11 protein-coding genes are annotated in these 15,007 nt (G+C 33.0%); 7 read left to right on the top strand and 4 right to left on the bottom strand.

The window, feature by feature from the left end:
* Positions 1-177: 177 nt before the first annotated feature.
* From V1503_RS22880 to V1503_RS22860, 5 genes are all read left to right on the top strand, one after another.
* On the top strand, positions 178-615 hold the full coding sequence (locus tag V1503_RS22880; protein ID WP_214481815.1) for a MarR family winged helix-turn-helix transcriptional regulator: 438 nt from the start codon (positions 178-180) through the stop codon (positions 613-615).
* Between the two features lie 16 nt (positions 616-631).
* Positions 632-3,751, top strand: coding sequence for an MMPL family transporter (locus V1503_RS22875; protein ID WP_410629279.1), 3,120 nt, complete (start codon positions 632-634; stop codon positions 3,749-3,751).
* Between the two features lie 590 nt (positions 3,752-4,341).
* A complete protein-coding gene (locus V1503_RS22870; RefSeq protein ID WP_410629278.1) occupies positions 4,342-6,363 on the top strand; it encodes a sigma-54 interaction domain-containing protein in 2,022 nt (673 codons plus the stop codon).
* A gap of 201 nt (positions 6,364-6,564) precedes the next feature.
* The gene (locus V1503_RS22865; RefSeq protein ID WP_410629277.1) at positions 6,565-7,953 is read left to right on the top strand and encodes a lyase family protein; all 1,389 of its coding nucleotides are present in this window, start codon (positions 6,565-6,567) and stop codon (positions 7,951-7,953) included.
* 376 nt (positions 7,954-8,329) lie between these two features.
* On the top strand, positions 8,330-9,538 hold the full coding sequence (locus tag V1503_RS22860) for a hypothetical protein (protein ID WP_410629276.1): 1,209 nt from the start codon (positions 8,330-8,332) through the stop codon (positions 9,536-9,538).
* Between the two features lie 137 nt (positions 9,539-9,675).
* On the opposite strand, the gene V1503_RS22855 is transcribed toward V1503_RS22860, so the two are convergent.
* From V1503_RS22855 to V1503_RS22845, 3 genes are all read right to left on the bottom strand, one after another.
* Positions 9,676-10,923: a glutamate-5-semialdehyde dehydrogenase gene (locus V1503_RS22855; RefSeq protein ID WP_320257171.1), complete on the bottom strand. Its 1,248-nt coding sequence runs from the start codon at positions 10,921-10,923 to the stop codon at positions 9,676-9,678.
* A 93-nt stretch (positions 10,924-11,016) separates the two neighbouring features.
* Positions 11,017-12,114 carry a glutamate 5-kinase gene (gene proB, locus V1503_RS22850; protein WP_410629275.1) on the bottom strand — a complete coding sequence of 366 codons (1,098 nt, stop codon included), beginning with the start codon at positions 12,112-12,114 and terminating at the stop codon, positions 11,017-11,019.
* A gap of 741 nt (positions 12,115-12,855) precedes the next feature.
* Positions 12,856-13,056, bottom strand: coding sequence for a hypothetical protein (locus tag V1503_RS22845; RefSeq protein WP_214481807.1), 201 nt, complete (start codon positions 13,054-13,056; stop codon positions 12,856-12,858).
* A 485-nt stretch (positions 13,057-13,541) separates the two neighbouring features.
* Here V1503_RS22845 and cspD point away from each other — a divergent pair, with 485 nt between their 5' ends.
* Both cspD and V1503_RS22835 read left to right on the top strand, forming a co-directional pair.
* On the top strand, positions 13,542-13,742 hold the full coding sequence (gene cspD / locus V1503_RS22840) for a cold-shock protein CspD (protein ID WP_214481806.1): 201 nt from the start codon (positions 13,542-13,544) through the stop codon (positions 13,740-13,742).
* A 495-nt stretch (positions 13,743-14,237) separates the two neighbouring features.
* Complete coding sequence (locus V1503_RS22835; RefSeq protein ID WP_410629274.1) at positions 14,238-14,546, top strand: hypothetical protein; 309 nt, start codon at positions 14,238-14,240, stop codon at positions 14,544-14,546.
* Between the two features lie 206 nt (positions 14,547-14,752).
* Here V1503_RS22835 and yjcZ read toward each other — a convergent pair whose 3' ends face one another.
* Positions 14,753-14,857, bottom strand: a complete 105-nt coding sequence (yjcZ, locus tag V1503_RS22830; protein ID WP_320210245.1) for a sporulation protein YjcZ — start codon at positions 14,855-14,857, stop codon at positions 14,753-14,755.
* Positions 14,858-15,007: the final 150 nt, after the last annotated feature.

Raw genomic sequence — 15,007 nt, 5'->3', positions numbered from 1 at the left:
ATTGATTTTAGTACGAAATGTGTAGCCAGCTTAAGAAATAAACTCACCTCCTTTAGTTCACCTCATTAGATTAACCTTATATATGATTTACGAAAAAATTGACAAAACTGGCTTCACAAATTATAGTTTAATTGTTGAATAGTTAAACAGTTGAACTATAAAGGGATGTGGCAATAGATGAACCAAGAAAAGTTAAAAAAAACGATAGAACGCTTTGAAATTGCATCATTTACCGTGTCGAAAAAGATTGGTGCTGAAATCAAAGAGCAAATTCAAGATGTCATTACGAGTGATCAACATTTAATTCTTCGTTACATTCATAAATTTGGACCTTGTATCTCTACAGAATTATCTGAAATTTTTAATGTTCAAAAAAGTGCTATAACAGCTATAATCAATCGACTAGTTGAAAAGGGGTATATTAAAAGGTCACGGGATGATCATGACCGTCGTGTCATATATTTGTCTACCACTGAGGAAGGAGAGAAGATTTATCAATATACAGAACAGAAAGTGAATAAAATAGTTGGTGCTTATTTAAGTAATTTTGATGATGAAGAAATTCATTCCTTTCTAAATACTTATGAAAAATTAATGTATTTAGTAAATAAATAAACTAGGGGGGAGAAATATGAAGTATGTTTTAAAAGGAAAGTGGATAGTTATACTAGCCTGGGTAGTGCTTGTAACGTCACTTATGCTATTGGCACCCAGCTTCGTTGATCTAGTTCGAGAAAAAGGCGAACTAACTATGCCTGAACAATACTCTTCAGGCTTGGCAAATAAAATTCTCGAAGAGCAAGGTGTATCTGGTGAACAAATCGTCCTCGTATTTTATGACGAAAACACTCTTTCAACGGCTGATATAGCAGAAGCGGAAGATGCAGTAAAAATATTGGATACAAAGAAGGAACAACTCGGCATCACTGAGATGCTCTCCCATTTTCACGAGCAAGAGTTAAAAGATCAATTTGTATCAGAAGATGGTAAATCAATATTAGTAACATTAACGGTTGACAGTATGAATCGTCAGCCTATAGAAATTAAAAATGATTTATATGACGTCATCAACCATATTAAAGTAGATCATTTTTATACAGGCTCCATGATCATAAACGAGGACGTGATTGTAAACTCTGAAGAAGGACTGAAAAAAACAGAGTTCATTACAGTCGGATTTATTTTGTTGGTGCTAATATTTGTTTTTAGATCACTCATTGCGCCATTTATTCCACTCGTCACAGTAGGGCTTACATATTTAGCATCTCAGTCAATCGTCGCATTCTTAATTGATGGTTTTAACTTCCCAGTTTCAACGTTTACGCAAATTTTTCTCGTTGCAATTCTGTTCGGGATCGGAACGGATTACTGTATTTTATTGTTAAGTAGATTTAAAGAGGAAATATCTAAGCATGAAGATGTCTCAGATGCCATAGTTGAAACGTATCGCACTGCTGGTAAAACTGTTATTTTCAGTGGGATAGCTGTAATGATTGGTTTTGCTTCTATTGGATTTTCAACATTTAAGCTATATCAATCTGCTTCAGCGGTTGCAATTGGCATCGCGGTATTGCTTGTTGCATTATTTACTGTTGTTCCATTCTTTATGAGTCTATTAGGTGAAAAACTATTTTGGCCAGTGAAAAAATCAATTGAACATCGCGAAAGCAAACTTTGGGATAAAGCTGGAAAGTTTACCTTCAAACGACCTATTATTGCTTTAGTTACAGTACTGGTCATTGTCACTCCATTTCTCATTTTTTATGAAAACAAACTTTCCTTTAACAACTTAGATGAATTAGGTGACGATTTCAATTCAGTGAAAGCCTTTCAAATTATTTCAGATAGCTTTGGACCTGGAGAATCTTTACCGACGACTATCGTCATTAAAAATGATGAGCCAATGGGCGATTTAGAGTCAATTTCCATTATTGAAAAAATTAGTAGAGAAGTAGCTTCAGTAAATGGAGTAGCTTCAGTTAGAAGTATTACTAGACCAATTGGAGAGCCACTTGAAGAGTTATTCGTTCAAAATCAACTAGCGGAACTAAATGGTGGATTGGCGGAAGGCAATGACGGAATTCAGCTGATTAGTGAAGGTTTACAAGAAGCTAGCACCTTAATGTCACAAAATACACCTAAGTTGAGTGAAGCTACTGACGGTATTAGTGATTTGATTAACGGCACAAATGAACTGAAAAGTGGTGTAGCAGGGCTTGCAGAGGGCTTAAAATCAATTGAACAAGGAATGTGGGATAGTTCATACGGGGCAAGCCAATTAAAGGGTGGGCTTATGGAGTTACAGCATAATGCTCAAATATTAGCAAACTCACAATCTGAACTACTCAATGGATACAATGAGATTGCAAATGGACTAACTAGTTTTTCAGCAGGTTATGAAGAAATTGAAGTTAATCTAGAAAACCTTCAGTTAGCTTTAGCAAATGTGAGCAGCCAATTCTCAGATATAACAGAAAAATATCCTGATCTAGCGGAAGACCCACAATTTATAGCAATCACTAGTACAATTAATGAAGTATATGGTGGTTTAACAGAGCTTGGTACAGGTTTACAACAATTAAATATCGAATTTATAAATGTTGTTGAAAGTGTTGAACTAGCAAATATAGGATTTGATGAAGCGATTAAAGGTCAAGAAGCATTGGCTGATGGGTTTGCAGGCTTCATTGACAATATCGGACAATTAGCTTCGGGTATATCTGGGCTAGCAGCGGGGCAAGAGAGCATAATCGTTTCTCTTCCAGGTGTTAGTAGTGGAATCGAACAAATTGTTGTTGGTCAGCAGGAATTAAGGGACGGTTTTCAGGATCTAGGTGGTCAAATCACTCAGCTGACAGATGGTTTAGACCAAAGTGTTACTGGCTTAAATGAAGTTTATACGGGATTGGAGACGGCAACGGACTACCTAGCTGAATTGTCTGCTGCTCCTGATGAAGCTTTAACAGGTTGGTATTTACCAAATGATGTATTAGAAGATAATGATTTTAGTCGTGTATTTGAAACCTACATGTCGGCTGATCAAAAGACCGTTACTATTGATGTGATTTTTAATGAACACCCATACTCAGAGGCTGCGCTAAGCCAAATTGAATATATTGAGGAAGCAATATATCGGGGTATAAATGGTAGTAAATTAGAAAATGCAACGTTTGGCATAGGTGGAGAAACAGGTATTAATGCAGATTTGAAAAAAATGTCATCAGAAGACTTTTTGCGTACTGTCTTTATTATGATCATTGGCATCTTTATCATGCTAACGATTTTATTAAGATCATTAATTATGCCAATCTATATCATTTTATCATTAATTTTAACATATTTTACTTCGGTAGCCTTTGCAGAAATTTTATTTGTGGATATATTAGGCTATGCAGGAGTAAGTTGGGCTGTACCATTTTTTGCCTTCGTTATGTTAGTTGCTTTAGGTGTAGATTATAGCATTTTCTTAATGGATAGATTTAATGAAAATAAATCTTTATCAGTAAAAGAAGCTATGCAGTATGCAATGAAAAATATGGGGACAGTAATTATTTCAGCTGCACTTATATTAGGAGGAACTTTTGCAGCTATGATACCTTCAGGGGTTCTTTCACTCATACAAATTGCAACGATATTGTTAGTCGGCTTATTATTATACGCATGTGTCGTATTACCATTATTCATTCCAGTGATGGTAAACACGTTTGGGACTGCCAACTGGTGGCCATTTAAAAAGGATAATAGTTTCTAGATGGGGCAGTTATAATGATAATTAACGCATTGCACAATTTATTAAAGGTACTTGTAAATATTCCAGACAGTTTATTTTACATCTCAAACAAATAATGAACATCCTTATTAATAAACAGAAGTATTTTGAAATATTGAGCCTGAGTTCAATTAGAGTTGAACTCAGGTTATGTTTTTTTAGTTCATTAATATATGTAAAATCAGTATCAGCTTGCACAAGCATATCTCTTCATCAATTATTTTGCCTTTTACGGCTATATTCATTTTTAAAAAGTTTTTCTCGTAAACTTTGTTGATCTTATTACTAATAATGGACATTAGGGTGAGTTATATGCAGGCAAACCACATAATTGTATATGTAAAAAAGGTGTTATAACTGTTAGACATATACGTGTTTATATCTTAGAACGAATGCAACCAGAATGTCCTATAAGGATAATTACAAGTCTATATCCTTTTATTCTAGGAAACGTTTGTTTTGTTAGTATTCAAAATAAATAGGTCTTTTGGAAGCTTCACCCAACAAATCTGGTGGTATAATAATTATTAGCATAATATAAAAACAAAGGATTTACGATAGGATGTGCAAAAGTGGAGAAAGTAATAGTCATGAGCCTAGGTAGAGAAACAAATAAATATATTTGTAGACAAGTACGAGAAATAACTGGCCATCGTATTGAAGTAAAAGGGTATTGTATAGGCGATACGGTAGATGAGGATTTCTCAAATTGTATAGTTGTAAATTCGGTAGATTTACAAATAGATAATTTAAGATTGATCAAAATACCACAGCATGTAAAGCATATTTATGCAAAGCGAGTTATCAATCATCAATTTTTAAAAGAATTGATAGATATACCAGCTGGTACTGATGTATTACTAGTGAATGATCATAAGGACTCAAGTTTACACGTTATTAAACAATTAAAAAATTATGGTATCGATCACATCAATTACCATCCTTATTATCCAGGAATCAAACAATATAAACAATTAACACTAGCTATTACACCAGGTGAAACAAAATGGATTCCTGATTGCGTTAACAAAGTGATTGATATTGGAATAAGAAAATTAGACATAACAACAATTATAGAAATACTCCAAGAATTAAATTTACTGTCAGAAAGTAGTGAAGTGTTATCATCTGATTATGTAAGTGAAATAATAAAATTATCAAAAAAATTAACAAAAATTTCTGAAGAATCAGAGCAGATTAAAAATATGTTTCAAACGATAATAGATAATACGAACGATGGGATTATTTACTTAAATTCAAAGGGAGAAATATCTGTAGTAAATGAATTAATGCAATCAATTTTAGGAGAAGAAAAGGATATCATCTTAGGAAAAAGAATTGAGGAGGTATTGCCGAGTCTACATATATGGCAAGTTGAAGAGGTTGATAGAGAAATCATGAAAATAAGCGAAAGAGAGGTTGTAGTAAAAAAAGTTCCTGTCAAAAAGAATGCTTATATAGTTGGGTATTTAATCACTTTTGAAGATGTAATGGAGATCAAAAACATAGAATATGAGCTTAGACGACGTATGAGAAAAACAGATCATAATGCAACATATATATTTGAAGATATTATTGGAAATAGTGATATGATCGTAAAGAATATTAATTTAGCAAAAAGATTGTCATTAAGTAGCTCAACTGTGTTAATACAAGGAGAAAGTGGAACTGGAAAGGAATTTTTTGCCCAATCTATACATAATTTCTCAAAGCGTAAAAAAGGCCCTTTTGTCGCAGTGAATTTTGCAGCATTACCTGTAAATTTGTTAGAAAGTGAATTGTTTGGGTATGAAGAAGGAGCTTTTACTGGTGCTGTTAAAGGTGGAAAGGTTGGACTTTTTGAGCTTGCTCACGGTGGAACGATCTTTCTTGATGAGATTGGAGATACTCCGCTAGAGTTACAATCTAGATTATTAAGAGTGTTACAGGAGAAAGACGTTCGAAGAGTAGGTGGTTCAAAGCGGATTCCAATTGATGTTAGAGTAATCGCAGCAACAAACAAAGACTTAAAAGAAGAAGTAGCAAAGGGAAAGTTCCGACAAGATTTATTTTACCGAATAAATGTATTACCGTTGTACTCTCCAAGTTTAAGAGAGCGTAGAGAAGATATTCCTCTCTTATTAGCGCATTATTTAAAACGTTTTTCGAATGGGAAAAATATTCCACTAGATTGTTTTTTTGACGATGAAACGATTAGCTATTTAGTAGGTTATCATTGGCCAGGGAATGTCAGAGAATTAGTTAATGTTATTGAATATTTAGTAAACATTAAAAATCCATCTATAAGAATACAAGTTACAGACTTACCAGGGTATGTTTTGTCTGAAAGATTTGACGATTTATGTACAGAGAACGATCGTTTTATCGATGAAGACATGTTATGGCTGCTAAATAAAATTAATGAGCGTAATGGTATTGGCAGAAGAGCTCTTACTGATTTAGCGAAAAGTGAAGGAATTGATCTAGGTGAAAGCAAGATTCGTAGATTACTGAAAAAGATGTATAATTTGGAGTTAATTCATAGTTATACGGGGATGAAAGGGACTGTCGTTACAGAAAAAGGTGTAGCAACATTGTCTAGCTTAAAACTATAAAACACGAAAAATAAAACAAAAATGGATAATGGGATTGATAACGGGACGTTTTTTTGTCCCGTTATTATTTTTCGACAATAAAAAAGCTGAAAAATCGGGGTTTTTCAGCTTTTTAAATTGGCATATTTTTTGCAAATAGTATAATTGATTAAATTTATAGAAAAAGAGAAAGTTGTAACCGTAATGAAGGGGGAAATAATTATGATGGCAATAGGCCAAAGGAGCGAAACAGATTTTCTAGGTACGAAGGGTATTCCAGAAGCTGCATATTACGGATTACAGACGTTGAGGGCAATAGAGATGTTTCCGATCACAGGATATCGGGTACATACTTCATTAATAAGAGGAATCGCTATAGTTAAAAAAGCTACAGCTCTAGCTAATGTTAAAATTGGCGTATTAGATAAACAGATAGGACAAGCTATAGTTCAAGCTACAGATGAGATTATTATTGGTAAGTTGCATGATCAATTCATCGTAGACCCAATACAACCTGGTGCTTGTGCTTCACTTAATATGAACGCTAATGAAGTCATTGCTAATCGAGCGCTTGAAATTATCGGAAGAGAAAAAGGTGATTATTCATTTATTAGCCCAAATACCCATGTAAACATGTCTCAATCAACGGGTGATGTGTTTCCTACTTCGTTTCGATTAGCTACACTTGATATGATAGATCAACTAATAACAACGATGAGAAATATGGAGCAAGTTATAATACAAATTGTAAATAAATTTGAACAATTATTTCACTTTAGTGACACACACCTACATGATGTTTTCCCTATACGTTTAGGACTAGAATTTGAAAACTACCGAAACATGATCCAGCACGATATTATAAGAATTACTAACTCAAAAGATCAATTATTTAAGATTCATATCGGGGCAAAATCCATAGGAACAAGGCTAAAAGAAGTAACTATTTTTAGCGATCTAGTTGTTGACAATATATCACAAATTAGTGGATTTCAACTGAAAAAGACCGAACAGATCCTTGATGCGAATGACCATACAGTTGTATATTCTGATGTGATTGAAGCTTTAAAAAATAACATGATAAATATATCTAAAATATGTAACGACCTAAGGTTAATGTCGGTTGGATCAAACGCTGGCCTATATAGAAAATCTTTGTCTGCTACATCTGAAATGTCAGGACAAATCAACCCAGTTATAAGCGAAATCATCAATCATATTACTAACCATGTTGTTGGCAATGATCTGAATATTGGAATGTCAACTGAAACAGGAAAATATGGTTTACATGTGATGGAGCCTGTATTAGTTTTTAATTTGATTCAATCAATCAATATGATGAGGAATGGATTTAATGTTTTTACAAATTATTGTTTAAAAAGAGTTGAAGCTGATGAAATGAAAATAATGAAGAATATCGAAAGGAATGTTCCAAGCCTAACTGCACTAACACCATATTTAGGTCATGAAAAAACATCACAAATTGCTAGGCAGGCTATTTTAACTGGCAAATGTGTGAGAGCTGTTTGTTTAAAGTTAGATGTATTAACAGAAGAACAATTGGATCATATTCTTGATCCTATGAAACTGAAAAATCCAGGAGTTGTTTAAATTTAATGGGTAAGGGGGAGCTGTAAAAGAGTTACAACCAATTAACCTACAGGTGAGACTTTCAATTAGCAGGTCCGATTTAGAATACTAAATCAAAAAATGATTCTTAAGACGGACACATTATTATTCGCTGAATGATAATACCGTTATTTTCAATTGTATAATATTGCTTTGTGATACAATGGTATTAACAATCAGATGTGCTGTGTGTCATATGATTCATAGTTTATTCATAACTTCTAAATTATATATACAAAAATCATCTTTAGAAGACTATGACAATTATAAGTGAATTTTTCTTACGGTTTTTAGATTAATACAATAGTATCCAGTGGACCTAAGAAAATTAAGGGTTGATGTTTGTAGGAGGGGAAACGTGGTACATAACATTGAAAAGATATGTCAGGAAATTATAGCATTAGATTTTACAAAATATTGGCCCAATTTTAAAAAGGTTGCTTTTGCATTATATGATGAAAAAAATGTGTATCTCTGCAATCACCCAAAGTTAATGCCTCAAAACTCAGCATTTTGTCAATTAGAGCGAAGCGATCAATTTGTTGCAGACGCATTATTAATATATGAGGAATGCCCTACTGCTATAGTCAATTTAGAACTACATCATGACTATGTAAGTATATTTTCTTTATTAGTTCACGAATTATTTCATGGATATCAATTTCTAAAAGATGAGAAGAGATTTCCAAATGAGTTTGTAGGAATAACTTATCCAATATGTAATGAAAATGTGGAGTTGCGAAGTCAAGAGAGGAAATATTTGTATCATGCAGTAATGGCAGACACCTTGAGGGAACAGAAACAAAATATTAATATGTTTTTACGTTTCAGGAAAAAACGAGAAGACTTAATAGATGAGTATCTTGTGTATGAAGCACTTATTGAATCAGTAGAAGGTCCAGCACGGTACGTGGAATTAAAGGCATATATGGATAAAAGCCCTCTATCAAATGATGATGTATTAAAGAAATTTGGTGAACAGCTTTTAGATAATAAAGACTCTATGATGAATATTAGAAGGAGCTGCTATAGTTCGGGATTGTTTATATGCTTGCTATTAGATCAAATCACAATGTCGTGGAAGGAAAACTTTTTTGAAACGAATAAATCTTTATATGAGTACCTTTTGCAATATGTCGAACATAAAGAGATAGCTGCTCATGTTGAAGAAGTAACAATTAGTCAAGAAACGAGAAAAATTACTAATGCTGTATCGGAACAAAAGAAAAGCGAGTTCAATGCAATAATTCATAAGGAAGGTTACCATCTTTACATAGAAGGTAATATTATGATTAGTAATATGGATCCAATGAATATTATCCATATCGACAATATGATATTAGATAAAAATTTTTTACGGATAATCATTAACAATAATGACTATGTTATTAAACAACCAGTTCTTCGTTATTTTGAAGGTGATATAAGCAATATTACTAAAATACATTTTGTGCTATCCTCGAAACCGATTACTAATAAGAACTCAATAACGATAGAAGGTGTCGGAGAGATAAAAGGTGAGTTTGTTGAAGAAAAAGGTGTAGGTTACTTACAAGTATGTAATTAGTAAATTTAAAATTAGTAAAAAAACTCACTTGACACTATTATTTGTCAAATGAGTTTTTAGTTTGGGTGTTAATAATTTTAGCTATTATTGTATAAACCTATCTAATTAAGAAAAAGAGGGGGACATGATTAATAGCTTTATTTTTTTGTTTGACCATTACCATAAATTCGATATTTAGTTGATGTTAATGCTTCTAGTCCCATAGGTCCTCGAACGTGCAATTTTTGTGTGCTAATCCCAATCTCTGCTCCAAAACCAAATTCAAAACCGTCTGTAAATCTAGTAGATGCATTATGATAAACAGCTGCAGCATCTACAGCATGTAAGAACAACTCAGCATGTTGACTATTTTCTGTTACTATACATTCAGAATGATGTGTTCCATATGTTTTGATATGGATTAATGCTTCTTCAATATGCTCAACAATTTTTATATTTAGTGTGTAATCATTGTATTCTGTGTTGTAATCATCTTCTGTTGCGTCATTAATCCATGGGACGATTTGTTTTGCTTTTGCACAACCTTTTAAATGAACTTTTTCTTCACGATATAAGTTTGCAAGCGAAGGAAAATGAGTTTCTGCAAATTGTTTATGAAGTAAAAGTGTTTCCATAGCGTTACATACTGATGGACGTTGAACTTTTGCGTTTAAGGCAATGTTTGTTGCCATAGTAGGATTGGCTTCTTTATCAATATACGTATGACAAATCCCCGCACCTGTTTCAATAACTGGTACAGTGGCATTTTGTATTACGTTTTGAATAAGAGAAGCACCTCCTCTAGGAATTACGACATCTACTAAGCCATTTAATATTAACATTTCATTAACAGAAGATCGGTCTGGATTTGATATTAGTTGGATAACATCCTTCGGTATATCCGTTTTATCAAGTACATCATGCATGATTTCTACGATACGTATGTTAGAAGATAGGGCCGATGTCCCGCCTCGTAATATGACTGCATTTCCACTTTTTAAACATAGACCAGCTGCATCTACTGTAACATTAGGACGTGCCTCATAAATCATGCCAATTAAACCTATTGGGACTGTGACTTTATTTATACATAGACCATTAGTTGGTTGAAATTCATCTATTGTTTTTCCTATAGGGTCTTTAAGATCCACGATTTGTCTTAAGCCGTCTGCTATCGCTGTAATTCGATCAGTGCTTAATGCTAACCTATCTTGTAGAGACTTACTTAAACCGTTTTGTTTACCGTTCATTAGATCTATTTTATTTGCTTCAATAATAGACTTCTCATTGTGGACAAGTGCATCTGCTATCGCAGTTAATGCCTTGTTTTTCTGTTCAGTTGTGATGCTAGCCAGTTGATGAGAAGCTTCTTTTGCAAGATAAGCTTTCTTTTTCACTTCACTCATAATTTAGACCACCTCGTCATTTATTTGTTTTTGTTTATATTGGGAAAGAAGAACAAACAAAGTAAGGGTATAGGGTCTGCGCTAGTAGGGGTTTTACAGCGTAACCCATTCATCCCGATGAATGACCTCTATACGTTGTACGTCTATTCTATTCTTTACTTCTTCTGTTGAAAGTCCGACTACCGCTTTCAACTGCCAAGATGCATAGTTTACAACCCCACGTCCGATGACATGTTCATTTTCATTTATTACTTCTACAACATGCCCGGGATCGAAATCACCTTCGACTGTAGTCACTCCAACTGGCAGAAGACTTTTACCACAAGAAGATAGCGCATGTTCTGCTCCATTATCAACAGTAATAGTGCCATGTGACATGGAGTGAAAGCCAACCCATTGTTTTTTCATTGGAAGATTATTCAAGTGTGTATGAAAATATGTTCCCTTGCCATTACCGTTTACAGCTTTCATCATATCTAAATATTCACGGGCTCTTCCGACAAACACCAATACTCCTCCGCGCATTGCGATTCTTGCAGCTTCAATTTTTGAACGCATACCTCCTGTACCAACTGATGAACCAGCGTCACCTGCATTATTAAACATATCTTCAGTAATTTCTTCAACAACATCAATTTTCTTTGCATTTCCATCCTTACGTGGATCTGCGGTATATAAACCATCGGTGTCTGTAAATATGAGTAACTGATTTGCTTTTACTAAGTTGGCAACAAGAGCAGATAAAGTATCATTATCACCAAAATTTAATTCCTCTACAGAAACTGTATCGTTTTCGTTGATTATTGGAATGGTTTTTTGCCGTAAAAGCTCCTCAATTGCCATTGATGCATTATGCATTTGTTTACGATTTGTAAAGTTCGCACGTGTTAGTAATATTTGTGCTGTGGTACAGTTGTGTTTAGAAAATACATCATTGTATGCTTGCATTAACAATGCTTGGCCTACAGCAGCAGCAGCTTGTTTTTCGAATAATTGTTTTGGTCGATTCTTATATCCGATTTGTTTAAACCCAGCAGCAACTCCACCGGAAGTAACTAATATTATTTTATAACCAGACTTATAAAGCTCGAACATTTCATTAGCAAAATACGCTATTTTTTGCTTGCTTAGTTCTCCATCAGCTGTTGTAAGAGAGCTACTACCAATCTTAACTACAATTCTTTGTTGCATTCCGTTCACACCCTTATGAGTATATACATATTAATTAAGCTTAATGGTATAGATATTCAATATATTCATTGATAAGTCTTATACTTCGCAATTAATTTTAATTATTATACAGCATATATGCATATAAATAAAAGTAATATTTAATATTTTCAGAGATTTTATTATTGTCTATTTTCTACATGGTTTTGTTAGTTTTTTTACATAGTAACTAGATAAATATAACTAATGGAGGGGTTTAACGAAGTGAGGGTGTGGCATAGAAGACATGAGTGCAGTCCTAAAACAGCTTGAAATCAAATATGTAATTTGGTAAAGGTGCTTTGTGATGTAAATAGACGCTGTTATTACATTGATTATTATTATGTGGCAATAAGCGCATATAAAACTTTATTATCAATTGATGACTTCTACATAAGGGTGAATTTTGTTGTGTAAAATGGAGTAAATATAACAATACAATTTACAAACAGAGGATAAATGATGTGAGTTACAATGAATGCGTAGCCAGTGTACATATTGAAAAGGGCTGTACTTGTACGGATTGTTCCTTTTCGTATAAAAACATAAGCACGTATACATCTAGCGTTCGTGGCATCTTTTTGGGTTGGACAGAATCCCATCTTACTGGTTATTGTTAAATAGCAACAATGTGTACGAAAAGAGCGTAAATTTGTTGTAAGTGGTGTTGATCATATTTAATCAGGTGGAGGATGCTAACCACCTGATTATGACATAAAAGAATCATTTGTTAATACGCTTTTTAATAAAATTCAGTTTAGACACTGACATTAGTAAAAAATAAATAAAAGCAACGGCAAATACATATGCAATTTGATTTTGCATGCTAGCGAAAAATAAAGCTCCCATGAGACTAGCGAAGGCTAATAAGGCATTTATATTACCAGAGCTTAATTGAGATTTTTTAGTTTCTTCAGCTTTCATGATGACCACCTACCTCTAAATTTTATGTTATTTTAATATTTGTTTTCGTATTGTTGATCGATGGGAATTCAATGAGTAGGAGTTTCAACCTGATCTCACATTAGATAACATAAACTCGTACTTCTGTTAATGATTATACACAAAAAAACGGTTAATAATATAATTTCACAATAATTTCAAAATATCATCTTTCATAAAAGAGAGATATTGAAGTTAGTCAATATGTAGCTATAGTGAGGAAACTTTGAAAAATGGTTAAACCAGCATAGTTGCTAAAGGTATCTTTAATATAATGTTTTTAATAAAATGATTTTGAATTATTTTTTTAAATGTATTTGCATTTTTTGCTTCTTATTGGTACTATTAATTAGAATTATTTTTGTTCGTATGTAAGGATAGAACGAGTGTTAAACTTTTCATCTGAATATCATTAAGAGCAAGAATAGTAATACAATGTGGGAAACATCCACACAGGAGGAAGTATAATGGTACAAGGTAAAGTTAAATGGTTTAACTCAGAAAAAGGTTTTGGATTTATCGAAGTTGAAGGTGGAGACGATGTATTCGTACATTACTCAGCTATTTCAGGTGACGGATTCAAAACTTTAGAAGAAGGTCAAGAAGTATCATTTGAAATTGAAGAAGGTAGCCGTGGACCACAAGCTACAAACGTTCAAAAATTCTAATTCATACTTTTGAAAAGAGACTCATCTTGAGTCTCTTTTTTTATCAATTCACTTTTTTTATACTTTCTTATTATTAATAACAGCAAGGTGTTGGAAGATACGACCTGATCGAAGGTCCCACGAACGAAAGTTGCATATATGATTTTAATTCATTCATAATATAATTCGAAAGTTAAACCCGTTGATTCGCTGTTATATAAATAGTAATGAGTTGCGTTTTAGATAATTGCTTCATTATAAAAAGGGTGACTGAGAAGAGGCTTGTTCGAAATTTCTATATGTAAATACTAAAGCGTATGTCACAATAGAAATGTTTCCCAGCTTTATTCATAAGTCACCCTCAAATAAAAACAGGTAAGTAAAAAGGTTTAATTGATTATAACATAGTTTTTTCATAATCAAAAATATAATTTGTTTTTTTATTTATTAGAGGCAAATGAATCATTTCAATATTCCAAACCAAAATGAAATGAATAAACAGAAAGGATGAATTGAATGGAGAAGATTTATTTTGATTTTTGGTACTTAAAATCTGAAGAGGTAGAACTAGATGGTTCCGATACAGCTCGAATTAGTTACGAAATTGCAATTAGTGTATTTGCTGATCCCGATTACAATCATTTATTAGATGATATTAGAATTACTGGTTTAGATAAAGATCAAATGTTAATGTTTAAGATTAACAAACCGGAAGAATTATTCTCTAAATTAGAAGAAGAGGGGTTACAGAGTGTTGTTGCAGATATCAAGGCTACCGGTTCATACACAGTTATGGGTAGTATTGAGATAAACATTAATGAGTAAATAGTTTAAACTCATTATTTTTACGCATGCAAAGAGTGGTGAAAACACCACTCTTATTGGAATCCAATATGTTGAGGAGTGTATAGGTTGTCGATTACAGGAATTCGCAACCAATTATCTTTATGATAGTGAAATTTTGGCATCCTACTATTTGCTGTGTAACGTTAGTTTAGCTTTTTTCTCTTTCTATAGAAGCTCTTTATTTTTTAATAAAATCCTGTACATACACAACCTACAATAATTAACAGAACAAAAATGACTATGACAAAAGCAAACATTGAGCCAAATCCAGCACCATAACCATCCACCATAACTTTTCCTCCTTTCCGGAATATACTATAACCTATGTTAGAATGGGTGATTTGCGTGTACGAATGTCCATAATTAAATCGTCTATTTTCTGAAGCTCTTGTCGTAAATAAGGTAATTATTATTACTTAATTAAAGTCTCTAGGTGGAAT

This window comes from Nanhaiella sioensis (genome assembly GCF_046557775.1).
GTDB lineage: Bacteria > Bacillota > Bacilli > Bacillales > SM2101 > Nanhaiella > Nanhaiella sioensis.
This window is presented reverse-complemented; position numbering and strand designations above follow the sequence as displayed.

Coding starts and splice junctions, on each gene's coding strand:
- V1503_RS22880 (WP_214481815.1), top strand. CDS start 178: ATGAACCAAGAAAAGTTAAAAAAAACGATAGAACGCTTTGAAATTGCA.
- V1503_RS22875 (WP_410629279.1), top strand. CDS start 632: ATGAAGTATGTTTTAAAAGGAAAGTGGATAGTTATACTAGCCTGGGTA.
- V1503_RS22865 (WP_410629277.1), top strand. CDS start 6,565: ATGATGGCAATAGGCCAAAGGAGCGAAACAGATTTTCTAGGTACGAAG.
- V1503_RS22855 (WP_320257171.1), bottom strand. CDS start 10,923: ATGAGTGAAGTGAAAAAGAAAGCTTATCTTGCAAAAGAAGCTTCTCAT.
- proB (WP_410629275.1), bottom strand. CDS start 12,114: ATGCAACAAAGAATTGTAGTTAAGATTGGTAGTAGCTCTCTTACAACA.
- V1503_RS22845 (WP_214481807.1), bottom strand. CDS start 13,056: ATGAAAGCTGAAGAAACTAAAAAATCTCAATTAAGCTCTGGTAATATA.
- cspD (WP_214481806.1), top strand. CDS start 13,542: ATGGTACAAGGTAAAGTTAAATGGTTTAACTCAGAAAAAGGTTTTGGA.
- V1503_RS22835 (WP_410629274.1), top strand. CDS start 14,238: ATGGAGAAGATTTATTTTGATTTTTGGTACTTAAAATCTGAAGAGGTA.
- yjcZ (WP_320210245.1), bottom strand. CDS start 14,857: ATGGTGGATGGTTATGGTGCTGGATTTGGCTCAATGTTTGCTTTTGTC.